We start from the raw sequence: 24,594 nt of genomic DNA on the forward strand, positions 1-24,594 counted from the left end.
TTCCTCCCTTACGCCGCTGCGATCTGGCAAAGCGTGACCTTGCCTTCATGCATGCCGGTCACAGGATCATAGCCATAGGTCGTGATGACATTGACCGATTCACCCAAGACGATCGGGTCGGTGCCCGCCGGGTAATTGCCCCGCTGATCCTCGCCTTGGAACCAGCCCGCGAAGTGGAAGGGCATGAAGGCCAGACCGCGGTTCACCCGCTCGGTGACCAGCGCCTTGACGCGGGCGCGAGAGCCCCCCTCGGCCCCTGTCACCCAGACCCAGCCGCCATCGACGATGCCGCGCGCGGCTGCGTCCTCGGGGTTGATCTCGACGAACATGTCCTGCTTGAGCTCCGCAAGCCACGGGTTCGAGCGGGTTTCCTCGCCGCCGCCCTCATATTCGACCAGACGGCCAGAGGTGAGGATGATCGGGAAGTCATTGGCGACGCCACGATCCACGGCATCCTGCTGCACTGCAGCCCCGATATTGGGCATGCGCTGCTGACGCCGGTCCGTATTGGTCGGATATTGCGCCACCAGATCGGGACGTGCCGTATAGATCGGTTCGCGATGCACCGGGACCGGATCGGGCAGGTTCCAGGCAACTGCGCGGGCCTTGCCATTGCCGAAGGGCACGCAGCCATGTTCAAGCGCCACGCGCTGAATCCCGCCCGAGAGGTCGATGGACCAGCTCACGCCGCCGATATTCTCGCCGCCGATGCGCTCGATCACCGCCATTTCCTGCGGGCTCAGATCGCCTTCCCAGCCAAGCTGTTCCAGGAGCGCATAGGTAAACTCGGGATAGCCATCCTGAATTTCCGACCCTTGCGGCCAGCTTCCCTCGGCCAGCAGCGTCTCGCCATCGCGTTCGAGCCCGAAGCGTGGACGGAAGGCACCACCGCCCTGCATCGGGTGCAGGTTGGTGTTGTAGAGGATATGCGTGCCGGGATGGCGCAGTTCCGGTGTCCCCCAGCAGGGCCAGGGCAGGCCATAGTAATCGCCCTGAATCTCGGCCGGGGCATCGGGCTTGGCGCGCAATGTCACCAGATCGAAATGCTCCTGATTGGCCATATGCGCTTTCAGACGCTCCGGGCTCTGCCCGGTATAGCCGGTGGACCAGCCGCCGCGATTGATCTCGCGCAGGATGGATTCCGCCGTCGGCTCCATCCCGAACTTGCCCTGCACCATCTCGTAATTCTTGAACATTTCGTCCGCGAACCCGAGACGCTCCGACAGCGCATGGATCACCGCATAGTCATTGTCGGACTCGAAAATCGGATCGACGATCTTCTCGCCCCATTGGATCGAGCGGTTGGACGCGGTGCGCGAGCCGGAACATTCGAATTGCGTGCAGATCGGCAGCAGATAGGTGTTATCCGTGCGCGAATGCAGCGCCGCGAAAGTCGTCGGGTGCGGGTCAGCGACCACCAGCAGGTCGAGCGCGTTCATGCCGCGCTGCGCATCCTGCATCCGGGGCACCGTGTTGCCGCCATGCCCGAAGACGATCATCGCCTTGATATTGTCCTGCTGGTCGATCTCTTCGCTGTCGATCATGACAGCATCGAACCAGCGGGTCGAGGTGATGCCGGGGACTTCCATATTCTGCTCGGCCGTGCGCGCATCGCGCCCGCCCTTCGCCGGAATCGCGTCGAAACGGCTGACGAAATACTCGTAAGGCACATCCCAGACACGCGCCCAATGGCGCCACGCGCCCGGTGCCAGACCATAATAGCAAGGCAGATTGCCCACATCGAGGCCGAAATCCGTGGCACCTTGCACGTTGCAATGGCCACGGAAAATATTGGCTCCGGTCCCCTCATAGCCGACATTGCCGGTTGCAAGCAGAAGCAGGTTATAGGCGCGCACATTGGCCGTGCCGACCGTGTGCTGCGTGCCGCCCATGCACCAGATGAATGTCGAGGGGCGTTCCTGCGCGAATTTCTGCGCCACGCGCTTGAGCGTCTCGCCGTCGACACCGGTGATGTCCTCGACGACATCGGGCGTGTAGTCCTTGACCACTTCGCGGACCTGATCCATGCCCCAGACGCGTTGCGCGATATAGTCGCTGTCTTCCCAGCCATTCTCGAAGATGTGGTACAGCATCCCGTTGATCACGGCGATATCGGTGCCGGGACGGAAGCGGACATATTCGGTGGCATGGGCTGCGGTGCGGGTGAAGCGCGGATCCAGCACCACGACATTGGCGCGCTGGGTTTCCTTGCCTTCCAGGATGTGCTGCAGCGACACCGGATGCGCCTCTGCCGCGTTCGAGCCCATGAAGATCACGGTCTTGGCGTTGCGGATGTCGTTATAGCTGTTGGTCTGCGCGCCATAGCCCCAGGTATTTGCCACGCCTGCCACTGTGGTCGAGTGGCAGATGCGCGCCTGATGGTCCACATTGTTCGTGCCCCAGAAGGCCGCGAATTTGCGGAAGAGATAGGCCCCCTCATTCGAGAATTTGGCCGATCCCAAGAGATAGACCGAATCCGCGCCCGAGTTGCTGCGGATCTCGGTCATCTTCTCGGCGATCTCGTCCAGCGCCTGATCCCATGTGATGCGCTGCCATTCGCCGCCCACCTTCTTCATCGGATATTTGATGCGCCGGTCGCCATGCACAAGCTCGCGCACCGACGCGCCCTTGGCGCAATGCGTGCCGCGGTTGATCGGGCTGCCATAGGCGGGTTCCTGCCCCACCCAGACGCCATTCTGCACCTCGGCCTTGACCGTGCAGCCGACCGAGCAATGCGTGCACATATTGGTGCGGATCTCGATGGGCTGGCTCATATCGGTGAAGCCTGCGGCCTCGACCCGGCGGGTCATGCCTGCGCCCAGTGTCGAAATCGCCGCCAGCCCCCCGACTGTCAGACCCGAGGCGCGCAGGAAGCTGCGCCGATCGAGGGGTTTGGCGGCCATGCCAGCGGCCATCTGGCTCAGGCGGCCTGTTGTGGCCGCGTCACGATGTCTGCGTTTGACAAGCATCAGTTTTCCCCCCGTGGATAGTAGCGGTTGGTCCGGTAATAGGTCTCGACATGTTCGGTTTTCTGGTACCGCGCGCGCGTGCGCTCATTGCCGGTCTGCTGCGCGAAACCTGGCCGCGCGCTGCCTGCGGTCAGCGCCACTGTCGAAGCTGCCCCCGTCGCCGCGACGCCGAAGAATGCGCGCCGACTGATCGGAGTGTGTTTGTCCTGAGCCATCAGAGTCCTCCCATGTGGTTGGATGCGGCCGCCCCCCATCGAGCAGCATCCGGATTTGCTTAAAGGTTGCCTCAAGCCGCGAGCGAGAATGCTCGCGATTCGATATCTGTCAGCAGCCGACCGATTTCAGCCAGTGGCCGGTAGAAATTCGCGCTGGGCGCAATCGCCAGATCATCGAAGAACTGCGCCGCCCAGGGTGCGATATGGCGTGCGAAAAAGGCTGCCTGCGCAGGCGCATCCGCATCAATCTCGCCTGCGGCCATATCGGCCATGACCTCAAACAGCAGCGCGATATGATCCTCGGGCTCATGACGCCCCTCGGCGCGCGCAACGCCCAGCCGCGCCAGATCGCTGCGCAGATCGGCCAGCGGACGCTCGTTGAGGAAACCGGTCAGATAGAAGCTCGCATAGGGCAGCAATTCGCCGCGCCCGACACCGACAAAGAGTTCGAAATATTCGCGCCCGACTTTCTCGGGGCTGGTCTGCGACGCGACCCGGGCCAGCGCGCGGAACCCCTGCCCCATCGCGCTGTCATCGCCCTGAAGCTGCGCGACCTGCCTCAGCAGATCCGCATCGGGCGGCGCTGCCAGCATACGCGCTATGAAGCGATATTGCTCGCATCGGGCGATGTCGAGGGGATCGATTGCTCGCCCGGCATGGGGCTGGCTAGCTGTCATCGTTGTCAGTGTCCTGTTCGCGCTGCTGCAAAGATATGCAACAGTATGTAAAATGTACCCTCGCGATCTGAACCTGTCCAGTCCCAACGTTCGTTTTTTGATCTCGCCCGATTTACGACTCAAATCTAATCCGGCAGCGCCCCGCCATGCCGTCTGCGCGCCGCCGGAAGATCAGTAGCTGACTGTTTTTCTTCACTTTTGCGGGAGGCGGTGTTCGGCGGATCAACCGGGTCAAGTCCGCGCTTATCCGGGGGCACCACGCCCGATTCCGCGCCCTGCTGCGGCGCAGAATCGGGCCGCTCTTCCGACATGTTTTCGGGGCTGGTGTCGTTGGTTTCTGGGCCCTCCTGCGGTGCTGCATCGCGGCGAGGATAGAGCAGATCGCGCAGCATCTGCGCCGCGCGTTCAGCCGTCGGGGCGGCCCCGTCACCGGGCACACCGCCGGGTGTATTCCAGTCCCAGGCGTAATCCACCGCCGGATCCTTGTGATCACGGATCGCCGGAGTCAGCAGCCAGATCTTGCGCAAGGCGGCGTTGCGCAGCGACTGCGGCACCCCCTTTTTCAGGAAGGGGCGGATATCGGTCTGGGGGGTAAATTCCTCCAGCGAGGGCAGCGCGGCCAGATCTTCCTCGGAAATCGAATCACTTTCCTCGGGCGGCAGCGGCTCTTCCGGGGGCAATTCCGGCGCGGGTTCCTCTTCGGCCAGACGTTTGCGCTTCGACCAGCGCGCGAGGAAGGACTCGCCTTCGGGGGGCTGTGCCATGGCTCACCTCTTGCGCGGGTTGTTGACCCATTTGTCCCGCTCTGCCAGCACGCGCGGCGCGCGCGCGGTCATGGCATTGGGGTCGGCGGGCAGGCGCTTGCGTTTCTTGAAAGGCATCTCGACGTGATGCGCCGCGATGAACTCTGCGACTGCCGCGCGGATCGGTTCGGGCATCGGCACCGCCTCGACTTTCAGATCGAGATCAGAGGCGTAGCCCTCGCCCTCATAGGGATCGACAGTCACATTCACGATCTGCGCGCGGGCCGGATCATCCCCGCGCAGCGCCACCCAGACCGAAGGCCGGCCCGAGGCGAGATTGTCGCGATGATGGCCGGTATCGCCCGAATAGAGCACCAGATCGCGCCCGCCCAGATACCAGGTCTCGACCCCGTTCTCGGTCGCGAGGCGCGTGTTCGGCGCGGTCTCGGGCTCTTGCGGCAGCACGCCAGAGGCGCGCAACTCCCCTGCCCCCCATTTCGTCACGGGCGGGCGGCGGATCGCCAGAACACCAACGCGCAGGGTCAGCTGTGGCATCTCTCCCCCCTAGTTCAGCACCGGTTCGGCCAGAGGCAGGCCCGTGAGCAGGTTCTGCGGCTTCATGCGGATCGCGCCATCCGTGCCAAGCCCGAGGATCAGCCAGACCGGCTGGCCGCGCAACTCGGGGCGGATGCGGGCATCCTGCGTTTCCAGTCGGAACAGCCCCACAAGCGTCGCAGGCATGGGCTGGCCATTCCAGAGCGCATTGCCGATGGCGGTACCAGCAGGATCCAGCCCGATGAACCAGCGCAGGTCGATATTCTCGGCCCGCATCTCGGGCGCAACCGTGCAGTCCAGCCCCAGCATATGGCGCAGGAAAGCGGCGATGGCATCGGCCATGCCGCGCCGGGCTTCCGGGTCGCCGCCGAAATTCAGCACCATCGTATGCGCGTCAGAACGGCTCCAATAGGTCCAGTCATTGCCGCCGCCCAGCACATCGAGACTGTTCACCCCGCCGGAGAACATCGCGGTCAGGGGCGAGGCATGCATTTCCTGTTCATGCAGTTGCACCAGTTCCTCATCGGCCAGAAGCAGCTTGTCCTCCTTGATATGGCTGCGCTGGGGGCGGAAGAAACACTCGGCGGCGCGCAGGGTCTGGGCATCGTCGCACCCGTCCAGCGCGTTGCGCAGGATCAGCTGCACAAGCTGCGACATGAAGACCTGCGGCAGGGTCACGCCCTCGGCCACGATCTGCGCATAGCCGTCCTCGATCGTGCCTGCAGCGATCAGCCGGTCGCGCAAGGACAGCAGAAAACGCCAGTTCTCGCGCGCATCGGGGTCTTTGAGCGCGGTGAGTTCCATCTCGGACACTTTCGCGCGCGGGTTTTTCATCAGGCGGTGGTGCAGCGCCCGTTCCGCCGCGCAGGCATCCGCAGGCGGCAACACCTCGGGCCGCGCCAGCCAAGCGAGGATCAGCTCATCCGTGACCAGCATCCGCCCCTGCCCGTTCAATCGCGTCAGATGATGGCCCGAAGCCACCCAGAATTCCGGCATCAGTCACTCCCCCTCAGACTGAAGATATCCACATGATCCTCGACCTCTTCCTCGACAAAGTGAAAGGCGCGGTCATGGCCCTGCAAATGGCTGCCCGAGAACGCGGTCTCGTCGCGCGGCTTGAGCGTGCGGAACTGTTCGCGGATCGCGCCATTGTCGTAGCGTCGGTGCAGGGCAAGCAATGTGTTGAGCGGATGACCCGAGCAGAGGCTTTCGGCGAGCGCGACCTCTTCTTCCGCCGCCGGGCGCGCAGCATCCAGCGAGGGGGCGCCCAGATGCGTCACCAGTTGCTGCGCCAGATGCTCGACCAGCGCCGCGCGTTCGTCAGGCCGCGCCTCCTGCACTGTCACCAGCGTGGAGAAGCCGAAACTCGCGACCCCCAGAAAGCCCGAGCGGAAGGCGATCTGTTCCTTGCGCGACAGGCTGTCAGGCGCGCGCCCCCAGAAGAGGAAGGTGCCGGTCACGGCCCATTCGCCGGGTTCAGCCGCCTGCGCGAAGACCACCTTGTCGGACGGGTCCAGCCGGATCGTGCGCGGCAGGCGGGTCACAGGATCGGCCCTGTCGCATCGCGCCAGCCCGTAGCGCCAAGCGCGTCAAGCAGGGGCGCGGAGCGCTTGCCCCCACCCGCAGGGGTGATTTCCACCAGCCGATCACCTTCGATCCGGCGCACACCGCGCAGAAGCGGCGGGTCGATGCGCATCAGGTAGCGGTTGGTCACCGCCTCGATTCCGTCATGCGCCCAACGGTCGAAATAGAGCATCATGTAGCTGGCGAAGGTCGAGATGATATCTTCAGGCGGATCAAAGGCTTCTTCTTGCAGCGAGGTCGAGTCGGGGAAGAGGCCCGGCTCCTCCAGATGGTCGCGATCTGCGATCAGTTCTGCGCCGAAGACCAGCCAATCGGGCACATCCTCCGGCCCGGTGCCGGGGGAAACAGCGAATCGCCCGCCGCCGAGCCGCGCCTTGTCGAAGCGGATTTCATCCGGCCAGACCAGCCGCACCGCGCGTTCGGGCGGGCAATGTGCGGCCAGCGCATCGCCCAAAGCCACCATGCCCAGCGCGAAGGCCATTTGCGCCTCGCGCAGGGGTTGGTCTGGCTCCAGCACCACGGCGAAGGCGAGAAGGCCAGGCGATTGATGCACCACCAGCGTTCCCGCGCCCTCGACCGGGGCAAGACGGGTTGCCTCGTCCACGACATCGCCTGCGTCAAGCCGATGCAGCGTGTAGGGCGGCGGCAGATGGATCACGCGCGCGGCCTCGGTGATGCTGTCCATGTCTCCCCCTGACGTTTCATCCCTTGGGCGCTACCCTTTGCGCCCTTGTCGGTTTATATCCGCATAAGCTAGTTCCGCCAGAGGCAAGAGAAAAGCCCCATGTCCCAGCCAAAGACCCGCCTGATCTGCACTTGCGAAGCCACCATGACGCTTGACGCGCCCCGCCTTGCGGGGGACGACCGCCCCGCAAGCCAGTTGTGCCGCGCCCAGCTTGATCATTTTCAAGCGGCTTTGGGCCAGTTTGCAGAGATTACGGTCGCCTGCACGCAGGAAGCGCCGCTTTTCGCGGAAGTCGCCGAGGATGCGGGCTATGATGGCGCATTGCATTTCGTCAATATCCGCGAAACCGCGGGCTGGTCCGAAGATGGCAAACGCGCCATGCCCAAGATGGCGGCGCTGCTGGCGATGGCCGAGAGTGCTGCGACGCCTTTCGAGATTGTGAGCATGGAAAGCGGCGGGGTCGCGCTGATTCTCGGGCGTGATCAGGTGGCGCTGGATGTGGCCGAGAAACTCTCGGAAAGCCTTGATATTACTGTGCTGATTCTGCCCGGCGCTGAGATCCAGCCGCCGCGCCAGACGACATGGCCGGTGCTGCAGGGCCGCATCCGCAAGGGCCATGGGCATCTGGGGGCGTTCGAGCTGACGGTGGATGCCTATGCGGCGCCCGCCCCATCCTCTCGCGCGAGGCTCGATTTCGACGCGGGCCGCGACGGGGCCGTCTCGCGCTGTGATCTGGTGATTGACCTGACTGGCGCGGGGCCGCTGTTTCATGACACCCGCCCCGGATTTTTCCGCGCTGATCCGCGCGATCCGGTCGCGGTCGCCCGTCTGGTCACGCAGGCCGGGCAGATGACCGGCACGTTCGACAAACCGAAATTTATCAATTTTGCGCCCGAGCTTTGCGCTCATTCGCGCAACACGCTGACCGGCTGCACGCGCTGTCTGAACCTGTGTCCCACCGGGGCGATCACCTCGGCGGGCGATACTGTCGCGATTGATCCCCATATCTGCGCGGGCTGCGGGCAATGTGCGGCCGCCTGCCCGACCGGCGCGGCCTCCTATGCGCTGCCGGTGGTCGAGAATATCGCCGCGCGGCTGCGGGTCGGGCTGACTGCATGGTTTGAGGCGGGCGCGAAGGATGCGCCGGTCATCCTGTTCCATGATGAGGGCCACGGAATGGCGCTGATCGACGCGAGCGCCCGTTTCGGGCGCGGGTTGCCCGCGCATGTGATCCCGGTGCAGGTGAATGAACCGACCCAGATCGGCCCCGAAACCATGGCCACCGCGCTGGCCTATGGCGCGGGCGGGGTCCGGGTGCTGGCGAAATCGCGGCCCGCGCATGATCTGGACGGGCTGGCGGCAAGCCTTGATCTGATGCGCGCGATCGCTGCGGCCACGGGCTACGGCGATGCCTGCACCTTGATCCAGACCGACGATCCCGAGGCGCTGGAGGCTGCGCTCTGGCAGCCTGCGCCGAAACCCCGCGCGCGCCGCGCCGGGTTCCTGCCGCCCGAGGACAAGCGCGGGCTGTTGCTGATGGCGGTCGAAGAGATGATCCGCATGGCGCCAACCCCTGTTGAGACAGTCGCCCTGCCCGCCGGCGCCCCTTTCGGCACGGTCACGCTGGATCCCGCTGCCTGCACGCTGTGCCTGTCCTGTGTCGGGGCCTGCCCGACAGGCGCGCTGTCGGACAATCCCGACAAGCCGATGCTGCGCTTCACCGAAAGCGCCTGTGTGCAATGCGGCATCTGCGTGGCGACCTGCCCCGAGGATGCGATCACGATTGCGCCCCGGATCGATCTGGCCGCCTGGGCCAGCCCGAAGCGCGTGCTGAAAGAGGAAGAGCCTTTCGCCTGCACCTGCTGCGGCAAGCCCTTTGGCACGCGCTCCAGCATCGAGCGGGTGATGGCGCGGCTGGACGGACATTGGATGTTCAGCGGGGATGCGGGCGCAGAGCGCCGCGCGCTGCTGACCATGTGCGACGATTGCCGCACGAAAGAAGTGGTGATGGCGGGTTTCGACCCGCATGAAGGGCCGCAGCGCTGATCTGCACCGCGCGCCCTCTGATCGGCAAGGACGTGACGGGCGGTATCGGGCGGGCTTAAGCCTCGCCCTCCAGCCCGGCGGCGGCGATGCCCGCCAGCGCCGCTTCTGCGTCATTGTCCGAAGTGTCGCCTGTCACGCCTACCGCCCCGATCACGGCCCCGTCCTTGCGCAGCAACACCCCGCCCGGCACTGGAACGACCTGCCCGCCATAGACGCCATTCACCGCCGCCATGAAATAGGCCTGCGCTTCGGCGCGGGCCATCTGCGCGCGCCCTGCCATGCCCAGCATGACCGCGCCATAGGCCTTGCCCTGCGCGATACCGAAACGGCCCGGAGCGGAGCCGTCCTCGCGCTCAAAGGCCAGCACATGCCCGCCTGCATCCAGCACCACGACCGAGAGCGGCTTGAGCCCCATCTCGCGCCCCTTGGCCCGTGTGGCTGCGATGATGCTGCGGGCCTGATCGAGGGAAACTGTCATCATGAACCTCCGTCTGGCGATGTTTCGCGCGCGAAACATCTAATTTTATTCAGTTTTTCGGCGCGCCAGTACAGCGCGCCGCGTTAACCACTCAGGCGTGGATCGCGCCATCGCCGCAGGCCAGCGCCGCTTCGCGCACGGCCTCGGAATAGGTCGGATGCGCATGGCAGGTCCGCGCCAGATCTTCCGCAGCCGCCCCGAATTCCATTGCGACACAGACCTCATGGATCAGATCGCCCGCATAGGGGCCGATGATATGCGCGCCAAGGATGCGGTCAGTGTCTTTGTCGGCAAGGAGTTTCACGAAGCCGTCACCCGCGAAATTGGCTTTCGCGCGGCCATTGCCCATGAAGCTGAACTTGCCCACCTTATAGGCGCGGCCTGCCTCTTTCAGGCTCTCTTCCGTCTCGCCCACCGAGGCCACTTCGGGCCAGGTATAGATCACGCCGGGGATGACGCCATAATTCACATGGCCCGCCTGACCGGCAAGGATTTCGGCCACGGCCATGCCCTCATCCTCGGCCTTATGCGCGAGCATCGGTCCCTCGATGGCGTCGCCAATGGCAAAAACCCCGTCCACGCTGGTCTTGTACTGCTTGTCGGTCGCAATCTGGCCGCGCCCGGTCATCTCGACGCCCAGAGCGTCCAGCCCCAGCCCGTCGGTGAAGGGACGGCGCCCTGTCGCCAGCAGGACCGTGTCGGCATCGAGCGTATGTTCGCTGTCATCCTTGCGCAGCCTGTAGGTGACTTTCGCCTTGCCCTTCGTGGCTGTGGCCGATTGCACCGCAGCGCCAAGGATGAAATTCATGCCCTGTTTGCTCAGCATGCGCTGGAAGGTCTTGGCCACTTCGCCGTCATTGCCGGGAATGATGCGATCGAGATATTCGACCACGGTCACTTCGGCGCCCAGACGCGCATAGACCGAGCCCATTTCCAGCCCGATCACGCCTGCGCCGATCACGATCAGCTTTTTCGGGATCTTGCCCAGTTCCAGCGCGCCGGTCGAGGTGACGATGGTGCTTTCATCCACCTCGACCCCGTTCAGGGGGCTGGATTCGGACCCCGAGGCGATGACGATATTCTTTGTCTCATAGCTTTGTTCGCCCACCTGCACCTTGCCCGGCGCGGGGATCGAGGCCCAGCCCTTGATCCAGTCCACCTTGTTCTTCTTGAACAGAAATTCGATGCCCTTGGTGTTCTGGCCGATCACATCCGCCTTGTAGCCGAGCATCTTCTTCCAATCGACCTTGGGTTTTGCGCCGGTCAGGCCCATGGCGCCGAAATTATGCTCGGCCTCATGCAACTGGTGGGTGGCATGCAAAAGCGCTTTCGAGGGGATGCAGCCGACATTCAGGCAGGTGCCGCCAAGGGTCTCGCGGCCTTCGACACAGGCCACTTTCAGGCCCAGTTGCGCGGCGCGGATGGCGCAGACATAGCCGCCGGGGCCGGCACCGATGACGATCAGATCATAGGACATGAGATGTCTCCTGTTTTCGAGCGGAGAAGTCGGGGGCTGTCTGCCCCCGTCGGGCCCTTGGCCCGACCCCCCCGAGGATATTTGGACAAGAATGAAAGGCGCATCAGAAGAGTGCAACCAAGAGAATGGTCATTGTGGACAAAAAGCCCACGAACCAGATCAGCGAGCGCCAGGGGTTCAGACCGTAAGCATAGGCCGGGATGTAGAGGATGCGGGCGGTGAGATAGAGGAAGGCGCAGACGGCTGTAAGCGTGCTGGACTGGTCCGATATGCTGATGACAGTGGTCGCGATGCCGAAAAGGATCAGCCCCTGAAAATGGTTGTCGAGCGCGCGGCCAAGCCGGGCGGTGCGCTTGGACATGGGTTTATCAGGGGCATAGTCGCGGCTGCCGCCCGTGTAGCGTGTCCCGAGTTCGAGATTGGCGGGGATGGCATAGAGGATATACTGCGCGGCTTGCAGAAGGGCTGCGAGGGTGAGGGCGGTGAGTTCGGGGGTCATTGGGCCATTCCCTGACATTCCGAAAAAGGCAGTGATGTAGGGTGCGTGCTCTGCACGCACCCACGGTCACGACGGGATCACAAATCCATCAACAACCGCCGCGGATCCTCCAGCGCCTCTTTCACGCGCACAAGGAAGGTCACGGCGCCCTTGCCATCCACAATCCGGTGATCATAGCTCAGCGCCAGATACATCATCGGGCGGGCCACGATCTGACCCTTCACCACCATGGGGCGCTCCTGGATCTTGTGCATGCCCAAGATCCCCGATTGCGGCGGGTTCAGGATCGGCGAGGACATCAGCGAGCCATAGACGCCGCCGTTCGAGATGGTGAAGGAGCCGCCCGCCATCTCATCCATCGAGAGCTTCCCGTCACGCGCGCGGCGGCCGAAATCGCCGATCCGCTTCTCGATCTCGGCAAAGCCCATCTGATGCGCGTCGCGCAGCACCGGCACCACGAGCCCCGTTGGCGTGCCGACCGCGACGCCCATATGGACATAGTTCTTGTAGACCACATCCGTGCCGTCAATCTCGGCATTGACCTCGGGCACTTCCATCAGCGCATGGCAGCAGGCTTTCACGAAGAAGGACATGAAGCCCATCTTCACCCCATGCTTCTTCTCGAAAGCGTCCTTGTATTCGTTGCGCAGCTCCATGATGCCGCCCATATCCGCCTCGTTATAGGTGGTGAGCATGGCGGCGGTGTTCTGCGCTTCCTTCAGGCGGCGGGCGATGGTCTGGCGCAGGCGGGTCATCTTGACGCGCTCTTCGCGCGAGGCGTCATCCGCCGAGACAGGGCCGCGCGGGGCCTGCTGGGCTGCCGGGGCGGGCACAGTCGGCGCAGCCGCTGGGGCCGCCGCGGCGCGCTGCACATCTTCCTTCATGATGCGCCCGTCGCGCCCGGTGCCGGTGACCTGATCGGGTGAGAGGCCCTTTTCGGCCATCAGCTTCTTGGCCGAGGGCGCGTCTTCCGTATCGCGTGCGCCCGAGGCTTCAGCAGGCGCGGGTGCAGGCTCTGCAGCCTTGGCGGGGGCCGGGGCCGCTGCGGCACCGCCCTCGCTGATCATCGCCAGCAACCCGCCTGCGGCGACTGTGCTGCCCTCATCGGCAAGGATTTCGGTCAGGGTGCCCGCCATCGGCGACGGCACTTCGACCGTCACCTTGTCGGTTTCCAGCTCACAGAGCATTTCATCGACCGCGACCGCATCGCCGGGCTTCTTGAACCAGGTGGCGACGGTGGCTTCCGAGACGCTTTCGCCCAGGGTGGGGACTCGAACTTCGGTGGACATGTGCTTGTTATCCCTCGATTGTCAGCGCTTCATTCACGAGCGCCTCTTGTTGTGCTTTATGTTGGCTGGCAAGCCCGGTGGCCACAGAGGCTGCGGCGGCGCGACCGACATAGCGCGGCCGTTTGCTGACCCCGTTCAGCCGGTTCAGGACCCATTCGATATTGGGCTCGATGAAAGACCAGGCGCCCTGGTTCTTGGGCTCTTCCTGACACCAGACCACTTCGGCATTCAGGAACCGTTCCAGTTCCTTCAACAGCGCCATGGCCGGGAAGGGGTAGAACTGTTCCACCCGCATCAGGTAGATATCGTCGATGCCGCGCGCATCGCGCTCTTCCAGCAGGTCGAAATAGACCTTGCCCGAGCACATCACCACGCGGCGGATCTTGTCATCGGCGGCAAGCTCTGTGTCGCTGTTGCCCTTCTGCGCGTCATCCCAGAGCACGCGGTGGAAGCTTGATCCCTCAAGGAAATCCTCGGCTTCCGAGATGCAGAACTTGTGCCGAAGCAGCGATTTCGGCGTCATCAGCACCAGCGGCTTGCGGAAGCTGCGGTGGATCTGGCGGCGCAGGATGTGGAAGTAATTCGCGGGCGTCGAGCAATTGGCGACGATCCAGTTATCCTGGGCGCAGCCCTGCAGGAAGCGCTCCAGCCGGGCCGAGGAATGCTCCGGCCCCTGCCCTTCGAACCCGTGCGGCAGAAGCATCACCAGCCCCGACATGCGCAGCCATTTGCTTTCGCCCGAGGAGATGAACTGGTCGAACATGATCTGCGCGCCATTGGCAAAATCGCCGAATTGCGCTTCCCACATCACCAGCGCATTGGGTTCGGCCAGCGAATAACCATATTCAAACCCGAGCACCGCATATTCCGAGAGCATCGAGTCGATGACCTCGTAGCGCGCCTGCCCTTCCTTGATATGGTTCAGGGGATAGTAGCGATCCTCGGTCTGCTGGTCGATGAAGGCAGAATGGCGTTGTGAGAACGTGCCGCGGGTCGAATCCTGCCCGGCGAGCCGCACGGGATAGCCCTCGGAGGCCAGCGAGCCGAAGGCCAGCGCTTCGGCCGTGGCCCAGTCAAAGCCCTTGCCGCTCTCGAACATCGCTTTCTTCGCCTCAAGCTGGCGCGCGACGGTCTTGTGGATATTGAAGCCTTCGGGCACGCGGCTCAGCGCTGCGCCCACTTCCTCCATCATGGGTTTGGGGATCCATGTCTCGCCGCGCTGGTAGTCCGTCCCTTCGCGGTTCAGATGCGACCAGCGCCCGTCCAGCCAGTCGGCCTTGTTGGGCTTATAGGTCTTTCCGGCCTCGAATTCGTCATTCAGGAAGGCCTGAAACGCCGCTTTCAGATCCTCGATCTCGCCTTCCGGGATCAGCCCGTCCGCAACCAGCCGCTCGGTATAGAGCTGCAGGGTGGATTTGTGCCTTTTGATCCGCGTATACATCTGCGGATTGGTGAACATCGGCTCATCGCCTTCGTTGTGACCGAAGCGGCGGTAGCAGAAGATGTCGAGCACCACATCCTTGAGGAATTTCTGGCGGAATTCGGTCGCCACGCGCGCGGCATGGACCACGGCTTCGGGGTCATCGCCATTCACATGGAAGATCGGTGCTTCCACCATCAGCGCGATATCCGTAGGATAGGGTGAAGAGCGCGAGAAATGCGGGGCGGTGGTGAAGCCGATCTGGTTGTTGACGATGATATGCATCGTCCCGCCCGTGCGATGGCCGCGCAGGCCCGACAGGCCCAGCCCCTCGGCCACGACACCCTGCCCGGCAAAGGCGGCATCGCCATGCAGCAAGACGGCCATGACCTGACGGCGCTCGGCATCATGCATCTGGTCCTGTTTCGCGCGGACCTTGCCCAGAACGACCGGGTTCACCGCTTCCAGATGCGAGGGGTTCGCGGTCAGCGACAGATGCACCTTGTTGCCATCAAATTCCCGGTCGGATGAGGCGCCAAGGTGGTATTTCACATCGCCCGAACCATCGACATCCTCGGGCTTGAAACTGCCGCCCTGAAATTCGTTGAAGATTGCGCGGTAAGGTTTGCCCATCACATTCGCGAGCACCGACAACCGGCCCCTATGGGGCATGCCGATGGCGATTTCCTTCAGGCCCAGCGCACCACCGCGCTTGATGATCTGCTCCATCGCCGGGATCAGCGACTCGCCGCCATCCAGCCCGAAGCGCTTGGTGCCCATGTATTTGACATGCAGGAATTTCTCGAAACCCTCGGCCTCGACCAGCTTGTTCAGGATCGCGCGGCGGCCCTGTTTGGTGAACTGGATTTCCTTACCATAGCCCTCGATCCGTTCCTTGAGCCAGGCCACCTGCTCGGGGTCGGAGATATGCATGAATTGCAGCGCGAAGGTGCCGCAATAGGTGCGTTGCAGAATGTCGATGATCTGACGCAGGCTGGCGACTTCCAGCCCCAGCACATTGTCGATGAAGATCGGCCGGTCCATATCGGCCTCGGTGAAGCCGTAGGTGCGCGGATCCAGTTCGGGATGCGGTTCTTCCTTGCGCATGCCGAGCGGGTCCAGATCAGCGACCAGATGGCCCCGGATGCGGTAGGCGCGGATGATCATCAGCGCCCGCAGGCTGTCGATCACCGCTGCGCGCACCTGCGAATCCGAGAGCGAGATGCCCTTCTCGGCGGCCTTGGCGGCGATCTTGTCACCTGCGGCCTTCTTCTCGGCGGCGGGCGCGGCAGGCCATTCGCTGGTCAGTGCCGAAGTCAGTTCATCGGTGGGCTGCCGCGGCCAGTCGCGGCGCGCCCAGCTGGGACCATTCGCGGCGCGGGCGGCGTCCTGCGCGCCTTCGCCAAGGGCCTTGAAATACTCGGACCAGACGTCATCGACCGAAGACGGGTCTTGTGCGTGGCGCGCCTGCAGCGCTTCGACATAGGCCGCGTTCTGCCCTTCGAGGAAGGTTTCGTCCTGCATCTGGCCTGGGCTGTGGTCGTTCATTTTAGCACCTCTGTCACAGAGAGAAACTGGATTGCGTTACTTGCCGCGCACGCGCGGTTCGGGGCCGTAGGCATTGGCCCCTTTCTGACTGGGCCGGGACATCCACCAGATGATCACGATCCCCGCGAGGATCTGCGCCAGCAACAGGATCACGATCAGGCCCGGTTGCGCCCCGGTCATCATGGGCGTCTCGCCCATATGGACCATCCGGCCCATGAGCTGACGGCTCATCGAGCCCGCTATGAGGGCGCTGACAATCACGATCGCGCTCGGGACCAGCACCCACCAGCCCGGTTTGCCGGTATCCTGCAGGCGGCGCCAGGCCACCGCGAGGAAGGGCAGGAACACCACGATCTGGAAGATCCGTGTCAGAAGGACGCGGCCCTGACCGAAGATCAGCAACTCGACCAGGCCGACCACGAATGCCCCGGCGAAGACGAACAGGAAAAACCACCAGTAGTCCGGGCGGCGCGAACGCCCCGAAAATTTCAGGGCGTTCTGGAAACCGCTTTTCACTGCGTCCACGAATGTCATTCCTGCGCCTCCTGCGATTGACGCCTTGCCCGTGTTACTTGCCGATGGCTTTCAGCACGGCCTCGCCCAGACCTGCCGGACTGTCCGCGACCACGATGCCCGCCGATTTCATGGCTTCGATCTTGTCTTCGGCGCCGCCCTTGCCGCCCGCGACAATCGCGCCGGCATGGCCCATGCGACGGCCCGGAGGGGCCGTGCGCCCGGCGATGAAGCCTGCGACCGGTTTTGAGCGCCCGCGCTTGGCTTCGTCTTTCAGGAATTGTGCCGCTTCTTCCTCGGCGCTGCCGCCGATTTCGCCGATCATGATGATGGATTCGGTTTCGTCATCGGCGAGGAACCATTCCAGCACGTCGAGATGTTCTGTCCCCTTGATCGGGTCGCCGCCGATGCCCACGCAGGTGGACTGGCCAAGGCCCACATCGGTCGTTTGCTTGACGGCCTCATAGGTCAGGGTGCCCGAACGCGAGACCACACCGACCGAGCCGCGTCGGTGGATATGGCCGGGCATGATGCCGATCTTGCAGGCGTCGGGCGTGATGACACCGGGGCAGTTCGGGCCAACGAGGATCGATTTCGACCCTTCCAGCGCGCGCTTCACCTTCATCATGTCGAGAACCGGGATGCCCTCGGTGATGCAGACGATCAGTTCCATTTCGGCGTCGATGGCCTCAAGGATGGAATCTGCGGCGAAAGGGGGCGGAACGTAGATCACGCTGGCATTGGCTTCGGTCCTGGCTTTCGCTTCATGCACTGAGTTGAACACCGGCAGGTCGAGATGCGTGCTGCCGCCCTTGCCGGGCGTCACGCCGCCCACCATCTGCGTGCCGTAAGCGATGGCCTGTTCGGAATGGAAGGTGCCCTGCGAGCCGGTGAAGCCCTGACAGATGACTTTGGTATGTTTGTCGACAAGAACGGCCATTGGGGTCTGAACTCCTGTGTATCTAGGCGCGCTGTGCGGGGCGCAAACTGGTCTCGAAACTGTAGAACGGGGCCAACAGCTCGAAATCGGGATGAGTATGGGTGACAATCTGCGCGCGGGCCTCGGATGACAGATCGTCAAGGGCGAGGCTGGCGCGGGACCGCTGTTCGTTTTCCAGAACGAAGGGCTGGCCCAGCCGTTCCGAAAGTGTCTGTTGCATCGCGCCTGCATCCTCGACCCGGAATACGGCGTCATAGCGTGCCAGATCGGGGCCAAGGAATTGCGCGAAACTGTCTGTGTGGTGCTTGATTGACGGCACCTGCGCGCGGTAGCGCGGCAGGTCACGGAAGAAAGCATCGGCAGAGGGCATCGGATCAAGCGTGGCATCGGGCGCTTTTTCCAGCGCCTTGGCGATATCGCGATGATCCTGCACGCGGTTGGTGTAGACCGAAAGCAGGCGGCGGATCGGGTTGCGGATGATGGTGAAGATCCACAACCCCCTGAGCGCCGCCAGATCGGGCGGTTCCACGCTTGCGATCCGGTCGGCCACGCGCTGACGGTAGAAGCGGTGGATATTGCCGCCAAACCCCGCGCGATCAAACGCGGCCCCGTGTTCGAGCTTGTAGAAGCTGCGCAGCACCGATGTGGACATGCATTTCGGCACCCCCACAAAAGCCACTCCAAAGCTGTCGAAAGCTGCGATCACGTCCCTCTCCCGCGCCGGATGCCTTAGCCCTTGACCGCTTTCACGATCTTCTCGGCGCCATCCTTGAGGTTGTCCGCCGCGATGACGTTCAGGCCCGAATTGCGGATGATATCCTTGCCCAGATCGACATTCGTCCCTTCCAGACGCACCACCAGCGGCACTTGCAGACCGACTTCCTTGACCGCGGCAATCACGCCTTCGGCGATGATGTCGCAGCGCATGATGCCGCCGAAGATATTGACAAGGATGCCTTTCACATTCGGGTCGGAGGTGATGATCTTGAACGCCTCGGTGACTTTCTCCTTGGTCGCGCCGCCGCCCACATCGAGGAAGTTGGCAGGCTCTGCGCCATAGAGCTTGATGATATCCATCGTCGCCATCGCCAGACCCGCGCCATTGACCATGCAGCCGATTTCGCCATCGAGCGCGATATAGTTCAGGTCATATTTCGAGGCCGCGAGTTCCTTGGGGTCTTCCTCAGTCTCGTCGCGCAGTGCGAGGATATCAGGCTGACGATACAGCGAATTGGAATCGAAGCCCATTTTCGCATCAAGGCATTTCAGGTCGCCATCGGTGGTCACGATCAGCGGGTTGATCTCGACCATTTCGGCGTCGCGCTCGACAAAGAGCTTGTAGAGCTTGTTCAGAAGATCGACGCATTGCTTGACCTGCTTGCCTTCCAGCCCCAGCGCGAAAGCCACGCGGCGGCCGTGAAAGCCCTGAATGCCCGTTGCCGGGTCAATGGAGAAGGAGAGGATTTTCTCGGGCGTATGTGCTGCGACTTCTTCGATATCCATGCCGCCTTCGGTCGAGCAGACAAAGCTGATACGCGAGGACACACGGTCCACCAGCAGCGCGAGATAGAGTTCGCGCGAAATATCCGAGCCATCCTCGATATAGATGCGGTTGACCTGCTTGCCAGCGGGACCGGTCTGATGCGTGACCAGCGTGCGGCCCAGCATCGCTTTCGCGTGCTCCTCGGCCTCGGCCACGGATTTGGCCAGACGCACGCCGCCTTTTTCCCCGGCAGAGGCTTCCTTGAAGCTGCCCTTGCCGCGACCGCCGGCATGGATCTGCGCCTTGACCACCCAGAGCGGGCCGTCCAGTTCACCGGCTGCCGATTTCGCTTCTTCCGCCTTGAAAACGATGCGGCCATCCGAGACCGGCACCCCGTAAGAGCGCAGCAGTCCCTTGGCCTGATATTCGTGAATATTCATGGACCTGTCCCGTTCCTGTCATATCTTGCGCCCCGTGCATGGCAGACTGAGCGCGAAAAACAACGATAATCTGCCGTAAATTGAGGCGATCGGCAGAAAATCGGGACTTCGTGATCACAGTTTTCAAAAGTGTGATCACATATTCTCGCGGAGGGTTGAAGCCCGGCGATATGTGACCGCAAACAGGGCGCGTCGACGAAAAAGGCCGCACCTGACGGCGCGGCCTCTGGATCGGTTGAGTCGCGGACGGGCTCAGGTCAGTGAGGAATCGATCCCCTTGCAGGCCTCGACCAGACCGCGCACGGCGTCGACGGATTTATCAAACATCGCCTGCTCATCCTTGGTCATCTTGATATCGACAACCTTCTCGATGCCCCCGGCCCCGATGATCGTCGGCACGCCCACATACATGCCCTTCAGGCCAAATTCGCCATCGCACCAGGCCGCACAGGGCAGCAGGCGCTTCTGGTCCTTGAGATAGGCTTCAGCCATCTCGATGGCGCTGGTCGCAGGCGCGTAGAAGGCCGAGCCGGTTTTCAGCAGGCCCACGATTTCCGCGCCACCATCACGGGTGCGCTGCACGATGGCGTCCAGACGGTCCTTGGTGGTCCAGCCCATATCGACCAGATCGGGCAGCGGGATGCCTGCCACGGTCGAGTAGCGCACCAGCGGCACCATCGTGTCGCCATGCCCGCCCAGAACGAAAGCCGTGACATCGCGCATGGAGACGTTGAATTCGAGCGACAGGAAATGCCGGAAGCGCGCCGAGTCGAGCACGCCTGCCATGCCGACGACCTTGGCATGCGGCAGGCCGGAAAACTCGCGCAGCGCCCAGACCATCGCGTCAAGCGGGTTGGTGATGCAGATGACGAAGGCATCGGGGGCATGGGCGGCAATGCCCTCGCCCACGGATTTCATCACCTTGAGGTTGATGCCAAGAAGATCGTCGCGGCTCATGCCCGGCTTGCGCGGCACGCCTGCGGTGACGATGCAGACATCGGCGCCCGCGATATCGGCATAGTCATTGGTGCCCTTGAAACGGCCATCGAAGCCCTCGGAAGGGCCGGATTCGGCGATATCGAGCGCCTTGCCCTGCGGCGTACCTTCAGCGATGTCGAACAGGATTACATCGCCGAGTTCCTTGATGGCGGCCAGATGGGCGAGCGTGCCGCCAATCTGTCCCGCGCCGATCAGTGCTATCTTGGGTCTGGCCATCAGTGATCTCCGGATCGTTGGTTATGACGCGACGTGCCTAGAGCCTTGGGGCCTGTATTGCAAGAGCATGGCGCGGGGGAGAAGGTTGGTAGCGCTGACGGGATGCGGGCGGAAGGGGCCAGGCGGATGCGGCGGAGGCTGCCTATCCGGCCTTGCGGCTGACCAGCGCACCGGCAAGGATCAGGACCGCGGCAACACCGGAGACCGCCACAAAGCCCGCGCTCGCATGGACTGGGCCCATGATGACCGGCCCGGCGAAAACCGCCGCATAGGTCACGGCGCTGTTCAGCCCCATCACCGCGCCGCGCGCGCCGGTTGCGCGCCGGGTCAGGGACACCACCAGCGCGTTCAGGCCAAGCTGATTCAGAATGCCCCAGATCATGGCGGCGATGAATGCCGTCACCGGCGCCGTCAGGGCATGACCCCAGCCGGCATAGCTTGTCGTGATCCCGAGCAGGACCAGCAGCAAGTAGCCTCGGGTGATGGTCGGCGCGATCAGGCCAAGCCCGAGCCCGGCCAGACCGAAGCCAAGTCCGTAAGCCAGTACAAACAGGCCCACACCCTGCACCGAGAGGCCGAAGGCCGCGCGGATGCCTTCTCCGAAAAAAGCGTAACTGCCGTAAAAGGCGGTCATGAAGGTGAACATCACCACGAGCAGCGGCCCGATACCCGGCAGGCGCAGGGCCCGCCACGGGGACACCCGCATCACGCTCTCGCCCAGCACGCCGCGCAGCGACAGGAACAGTCCAAGGCCAACCACTGTGGAAAGCGCGGCCAGCAGGATATAGACCATCCGCCAGCCGAATTGCCCCGCGACCAGCGCGGCCAGGGGAACCGCCAGAACCAGCGACAGCGCCCATCCGGTCAGCACAAGGCCCAGACGCGCCGCTTCTCGCCCCGCCGGGGCCGTTGCTGCAGCTGTGGCATAGGTGCCGGGCAACAGAATGCCGACCGCGACCCCGGCCATGGCCTGCGACAGGCAAAGCTGGACCCAGTTCCCGCTGATCGCGCTTGCGCCCTGCGCCAGTGCCAAGAGCAGCGCCGCGCCGCCCAGAACCCGACCGGCGGGCATGCGGTCGATCACCCCGGCAAATGTCAGCGCCGATACTGCCGTTGCCGCGCCGAATGCCGAGATCGCCCAGGCGATCCGGAAAGGCTCGCTCGCCAGCCCCTGCGCCACTTCCGACAGGATCGGGCTGAGGACGAAGGCGTTGGAACCGACCAGCAACACCGCTGCCAGCAAGGCTGCGACCTGCAAGTGCCGAACAGGGTTCGACGGAATCATATTTTCTTGGTATATCATGCGACATAAATGGCGCCTATTTTGCGATCCAAGCAAATGAAATCAGGAAACACTCCGATGAAAACGAATGCCATTCGGCGCGACAAGCCGCATCCCTCGGGCCTCGATCAGACGGACCGAAAGCTGTTAAGGCTGCTGGCCGAACGCGCCGACCGGCCCTATGCCGAACTCTCGAAGCTGGTCAATCTTTCGGCCCCGGCGGTGCATGAACGGGTGAAGCGGTTGCGACGGGACGGGGTGATTCAGGGCGTTGTCGCGAAGCTCGATGGCGAGAAGATCGGTTGCCCGCTTCTGGCCTTCATCCATGTCACGACCGAGGGCTGGGGGATGACCCGGCCGATCCTTGCCTTGCAGGAACTGGCAGATGTCGAGGAAATCCACACTGTCACCGGCGACACCTGCCTGATCCTGAAAGTCCGCAGTTCAAGCCCGGCGAGTCTGGAGAAGCTCTTGTCGCGGATTCAGGAGGTCGAGGGCGTGCGCGCGACGCAAAGCTATGTTGCGCTCGGCACCTATCTGGAGCGCGGCCCGATGCCGGAACTGCCGGAAACCGGCGAGCCGCGCTGACTGAGGGAAATTCCCGGCTTTCCCGTCACCGCTCGGTCAGTTTCAACTCGATCCGGCGGTTGCGCGAGCGGGCTTCAAAGGTGTTGCGCGGGTCCACGGGGCGGTATTCGCCGAAACCCGCAGCCGACAGGCGGAAGGCCGGGAAGCCGCGTTCTTCTGTCAGGTAGCGTACCACCGAGAGCGCGCGGGCCTGTGACAGCGCCCAGTTATCGGCAAAGCGTGCGCCGGGCGCGATGGGCAGATTGTCTGTATGGCCCTCGACCTGCAGGATCCAGTCGATATCGGGCGGGATGCGGTCGGCCACGTCATTGAGGATCGCGACCACATCGCCGATCTGCGCGCGCCCCTCGGCGGCGAGATCGGCAGAGCCAAGCTCGAACAGCACTTCGGAGGAAAACACGAAACGGTCGCCGACGATCTCGACCCCCTGCCGCCCTTCAAGCACCTGCCGCAACTGGCCGAAAAACTCGGAACGGAAGCTTTCCAGCCGTTCGCGCTCGGCGGCTTCGAGATCGGCGCGGCGGCGTTCCTCGGCGGCAAGCTGTGCCAGCGCGAGGTTCAGATCCGCGCCAAGGCTTTCGATCTGGGTCTGGGCGGCCTCGTCGCGGGCACGCGCCTCGCCCAGCAGATCCTGCAAGCCCCCGACCTGCCCGCGCAGGGCGGCGACCTGCTGGTTGAGCAGTTCCAGACGGCGCTGGTCGTCTAGGCTTTGCGCATCCCGCTCGGCCAGCGCGGATTCGGCCAGTGCACGCAGCGCGGCAAGGCGTTCGCGTTCGCTGATTTCCACCGCCAGCGCGGCTTCAAGCTCTTCCTGCCCTGCCCGCGCTGCCGCCAGCAGCGTCAGGGTTTCCTCGGCGCGGCGGCGCTGTTCTTCCAGCGCAAGTGTCATCGCGGTCAGTTCGGCATCGGCATCTTCAAGCCGCGCGCGCAGCGCCTCGGCGGCGGCGGCATCGGCCAGACGGCGGCTTTCTTCCTCGGAGAGTTGGGCTTGGGCATCGGCGAGTTGCGCGCGCAGGGCTTCGGCCGCGGCGAGATCGGCCAGACGGCGGCGTTCCTCCTCGCTCAGTTGCGCCTCGGTATCTTCCAGACGGGCGCGCAGGGCTTCGGCGGCGGCTTGTTCGGCGAGAGCTTCCGCTTCGGCGGCGCTGAGTTCGGCGCGCAATGCGGCATCGGCCTGCGCCAGTTCCTGCCGTGCGTCTTCGGATTCGGCAAGGGCGGCGGCCAGCGCGGCCAGCGAGGTTTCCCGGCTGCGCATGTCCTCCTGAGCCTCGGCAAGGGCGGCGGAGAGCTGCGCGAGTGTCGCCTCTTGCGCCACGGCCTCGGCACGGGCCTGCGCAAGCGCGGCCTCGACCGCATCGGCGCGGGCAGCGGCCAGACGGGCGGCTTCGGCCTCGGCGCTGAGTTCATCGCGCAGCGCGGCCAGCGCGAGTTGCAGGGCTTCCTGTTCCGACAGCGCTTGGGCCTGCGCTTCTTCCAGCGCCGCGACATCCGCCGCCAGCGCCTCACCCTGCGCAATCGCGGCGTCGCGCGCGGCAATCAGGGCCGCGACCTGGGCTTCGAAATCGGTGATGCGGGCCTGAGCGGCGTCGAGTTCGGCACCCCGCGCGGCAAGGTCACGATCCAGCGCCGCGATCTGGGCCAGTTGGGCGGCAGCAAGGGCGCGGGACTGATCCAGATCCTCTGTCAGATCGCCGACCTGCCCTTCGAGCGCTGACACACGCGCCCGCGACAGCCCGAGCGCATTGGCGAGGCTTGCGACTTCGGCGCTGAGCCCCTCCAGCTGGGTATCCTGTGTCGATATCGTGTCGCGCAGCACGAATTGCACGATCATGAAGATCGACAGCACGAACATCAGCACCAGAAGCAGCGCGGTCATCGCATCGACGAAACCCGGCCAGATCGCGCCCGAAACATCGCGGCGTTGCCCGGATTTGCGCGCCAGAGCCAT

22 protein-coding genes are annotated in these 24,594 nt (G+C 63.9%); 2 read left to right on the top strand and 20 right to left on the bottom strand.

What is annotated here, in order from left to right; genetic code table 11:
• Positions 1-8: 8 nt before the first annotated feature.
• The 8 genes from BG457_RS03005 to BG457_RS03040 all read right to left on the bottom strand — a co-directional run bounded on the left by BG457_RS03005 (position 9) and on the right by BG457_RS03040 (position 7,428).
• Positions 9-2,969, bottom strand: coding sequence for a formate dehydrogenase subunit alpha (locus BG457_RS03005; protein WP_071795534.1), 2,961 nt, complete (start codon positions 2,967-2,969; stop codon positions 9-11).
• Positions 2,969-3,184, bottom strand: coding sequence for a hypothetical protein (locus BG457_RS03010; protein ID WP_071795535.1), 216 nt, complete (start codon positions 3,182-3,184; stop codon positions 2,969-2,971). The genes BG457_RS03005 and BG457_RS03010 overlap by 1 nt, the downstream gene beginning before the upstream one ends.
• A gap of 71 nt (positions 3,185-3,255) precedes the next feature.
• Entirely contained in the window at positions 3,256-3,861 is a 606-nt protein-coding gene (locus BG457_RS03015) for a TorD/DmsD family molecular chaperone (RefSeq protein WP_245770915.1), read from the bottom strand.
• 125 nt (positions 3,862-3,986) lie between these two features.
• Positions 3,987-4,625 carry a DUF3306 domain-containing protein gene (locus BG457_RS03020; RefSeq protein ID WP_071795537.1) on the bottom strand — a complete coding sequence of 213 codons (639 nt, stop codon included), beginning with the start codon at positions 4,623-4,625 and terminating at the stop codon, positions 3,987-3,989.
• Between the two features lie 3 nt (positions 4,626-4,628).
• The gene (locus tag BG457_RS03025; protein ID WP_071795538.1) at positions 4,629-5,159 is read right to left on the bottom strand and encodes a DUF3305 domain-containing protein; all 531 of its coding nucleotides are present in this window, start codon (positions 5,157-5,159) and stop codon (positions 4,629-4,631) included.
• A gap of 9 nt (positions 5,160-5,168) precedes the next feature.
• Positions 5,169-6,155, bottom strand: a complete 987-nt coding sequence (locus BG457_RS03030) for a DUF6352 family protein (protein WP_071795539.1) — start codon at positions 6,153-6,155, stop codon at positions 5,169-5,171.
• Positions 6,155-6,703 (bottom strand): DUF6505 family protein, encoded by a 549-nt coding sequence (locus BG457_RS03035; RefSeq protein WP_071795540.1) that lies wholly within the window; start codon positions 6,701-6,703, stop codon positions 6,155-6,157. The genes BG457_RS03030 and BG457_RS03035 overlap by 1 nt, the downstream gene beginning before the upstream one ends.
• The gene (locus tag BG457_RS03040) at positions 6,700-7,428 is read right to left on the bottom strand and encodes a biotin/lipoate--protein ligase family protein (RefSeq protein WP_071795541.1); all 729 of its coding nucleotides are present in this window, start codon (positions 7,426-7,428) and stop codon (positions 6,700-6,702) included. The genes BG457_RS03035 and BG457_RS03040 overlap by 4 nt, the downstream gene beginning before the upstream one ends.
• Positions 7,429-7,527: 99 nt before the next feature.
• Here BG457_RS03040 and BG457_RS03045 point away from each other — a divergent pair, with 99 nt between their 5' ends.
• Complete coding sequence (locus tag BG457_RS03045; RefSeq protein ID WP_071795542.1) at positions 7,528-9,474, top strand: 4Fe-4S binding protein; 1,947 nt, start codon at positions 7,528-7,530, stop codon at positions 9,472-9,474.
• A gap of 55 nt (positions 9,475-9,529) precedes the next feature.
• Here BG457_RS03045 and BG457_RS03050 read toward each other — a convergent pair whose 3' ends face one another.
• The 11 genes from BG457_RS03050 to BG457_RS03100 form a co-directional block, all read right to left on the bottom strand.
• The gene (locus BG457_RS03050) at positions 9,530-9,952 is read right to left on the bottom strand and encodes a GlcG/HbpS family heme-binding protein (protein ID WP_071796019.1); all 423 of its coding nucleotides are present in this window, start codon (positions 9,950-9,952) and stop codon (positions 9,530-9,532) included.
• A gap of 91 nt (positions 9,953-10,043) precedes the next feature.
• Positions 10,044-11,429, bottom strand: a complete 1,386-nt coding sequence (lpdA, locus tag BG457_RS03055; RefSeq protein ID WP_071795543.1) for a dihydrolipoyl dehydrogenase — start codon at positions 11,427-11,429, stop codon at positions 10,044-10,046.
• A gap of 103 nt (positions 11,430-11,532) precedes the next feature.
• Positions 11,533-11,928 carry an MAPEG family protein gene (locus BG457_RS03060; protein ID WP_071795544.1) on the bottom strand — a complete coding sequence of 132 codons (396 nt, stop codon included), beginning with the start codon at positions 11,926-11,928 and terminating at the stop codon, positions 11,533-11,535.
• Between the two features lie 77 nt (positions 11,929-12,005).
• Complete coding sequence (odhB, locus tag BG457_RS03065) at positions 12,006-13,217, bottom strand: 2-oxoglutarate dehydrogenase complex dihydrolipoyllysine-residue succinyltransferase (RefSeq protein WP_071795545.1); 1,212 nt, start codon at positions 13,215-13,217, stop codon at positions 12,006-12,008.
• Between the two features lie 7 nt (positions 13,218-13,224).
• A complete protein-coding gene (locus tag BG457_RS03070; RefSeq protein ID WP_071795546.1) occupies positions 13,225-16,185 on the bottom strand; it encodes a 2-oxoglutarate dehydrogenase E1 component in 2,961 nt (986 codons plus the stop codon).
• Between the two features lie 36 nt (positions 16,186-16,221).
• Positions 16,222-16,719, bottom strand: coding sequence for a DUF805 domain-containing protein (locus tag BG457_RS03075; protein WP_071795547.1), 498 nt, complete (start codon positions 16,717-16,719; stop codon positions 16,222-16,224).
• A gap of 34 nt (positions 16,720-16,753) precedes the next feature.
• On the bottom strand, positions 16,754-17,638 hold the full coding sequence (gene sucD / locus BG457_RS03080) for a succinate--CoA ligase subunit alpha (RefSeq protein WP_071795548.1): 885 nt from the start codon (positions 17,636-17,638) through the stop codon (positions 16,754-16,756).
• A 22-nt stretch (positions 17,639-17,660) separates the two neighbouring features.
• A complete protein-coding gene (locus BG457_RS03085) occupies positions 17,661-18,344 on the bottom strand; it encodes a sulfotransferase family 2 domain-containing protein (RefSeq protein ID WP_139257526.1) in 684 nt (227 codons plus the stop codon).
• A 23-nt stretch (positions 18,345-18,367) separates the two neighbouring features.
• Positions 18,368-19,561 carry an ADP-forming succinate--CoA ligase subunit beta gene (gene sucC / locus BG457_RS03090; protein WP_071795550.1) on the bottom strand — a complete coding sequence of 398 codons (1,194 nt, stop codon included), beginning with the start codon at positions 19,559-19,561 and terminating at the stop codon, positions 18,368-18,370.
• A gap of 252 nt (positions 19,562-19,813) precedes the next feature.
• Positions 19,814-20,776 carry a malate dehydrogenase gene (gene mdh, locus BG457_RS03095; RefSeq protein WP_071795551.1) on the bottom strand — a complete coding sequence of 321 codons (963 nt, stop codon included), beginning with the start codon at positions 20,774-20,776 and terminating at the stop codon, positions 19,814-19,816.
• Positions 20,777-20,918: 142 nt separating this feature from the next.
• Positions 20,919-22,019, bottom strand: a complete 1,101-nt coding sequence (locus BG457_RS03100; RefSeq protein ID WP_245770916.1) for an MFS transporter — start codon at positions 22,017-22,019, stop codon at positions 20,919-20,921.
• Positions 22,020-22,136: 117 nt separating this feature from the next.
• Between BG457_RS03100 and BG457_RS03105 the strand changes: the two genes are divergently transcribed.
• Positions 22,137-22,646, top strand: a complete 510-nt coding sequence (locus BG457_RS03105; RefSeq protein ID WP_175546717.1) for an Lrp/AsnC family transcriptional regulator — start codon at positions 22,137-22,139, stop codon at positions 22,644-22,646.
• A gap of 25 nt (positions 22,647-22,671) precedes the next feature.
• Here BG457_RS03105 and BG457_RS03110 read toward each other — a convergent pair whose 3' ends face one another.
• On the bottom strand, positions 22,672-24,594 hold the full coding sequence (locus tag BG457_RS03110) for a peptidoglycan -binding protein (protein WP_071795554.1): 1,923 nt from the start codon (positions 24,592-24,594) through the stop codon (positions 22,672-22,674).

This window comes from Natronohydrobacter thiooxidans, from assembly GCF_001884735.1.
GTDB classification, from domain to species: domain Bacteria; phylum Pseudomonadota; class Alphaproteobacteria; order Rhodobacterales; family Rhodobacteraceae; genus Roseinatronobacter; species Roseinatronobacter thiooxidans_A.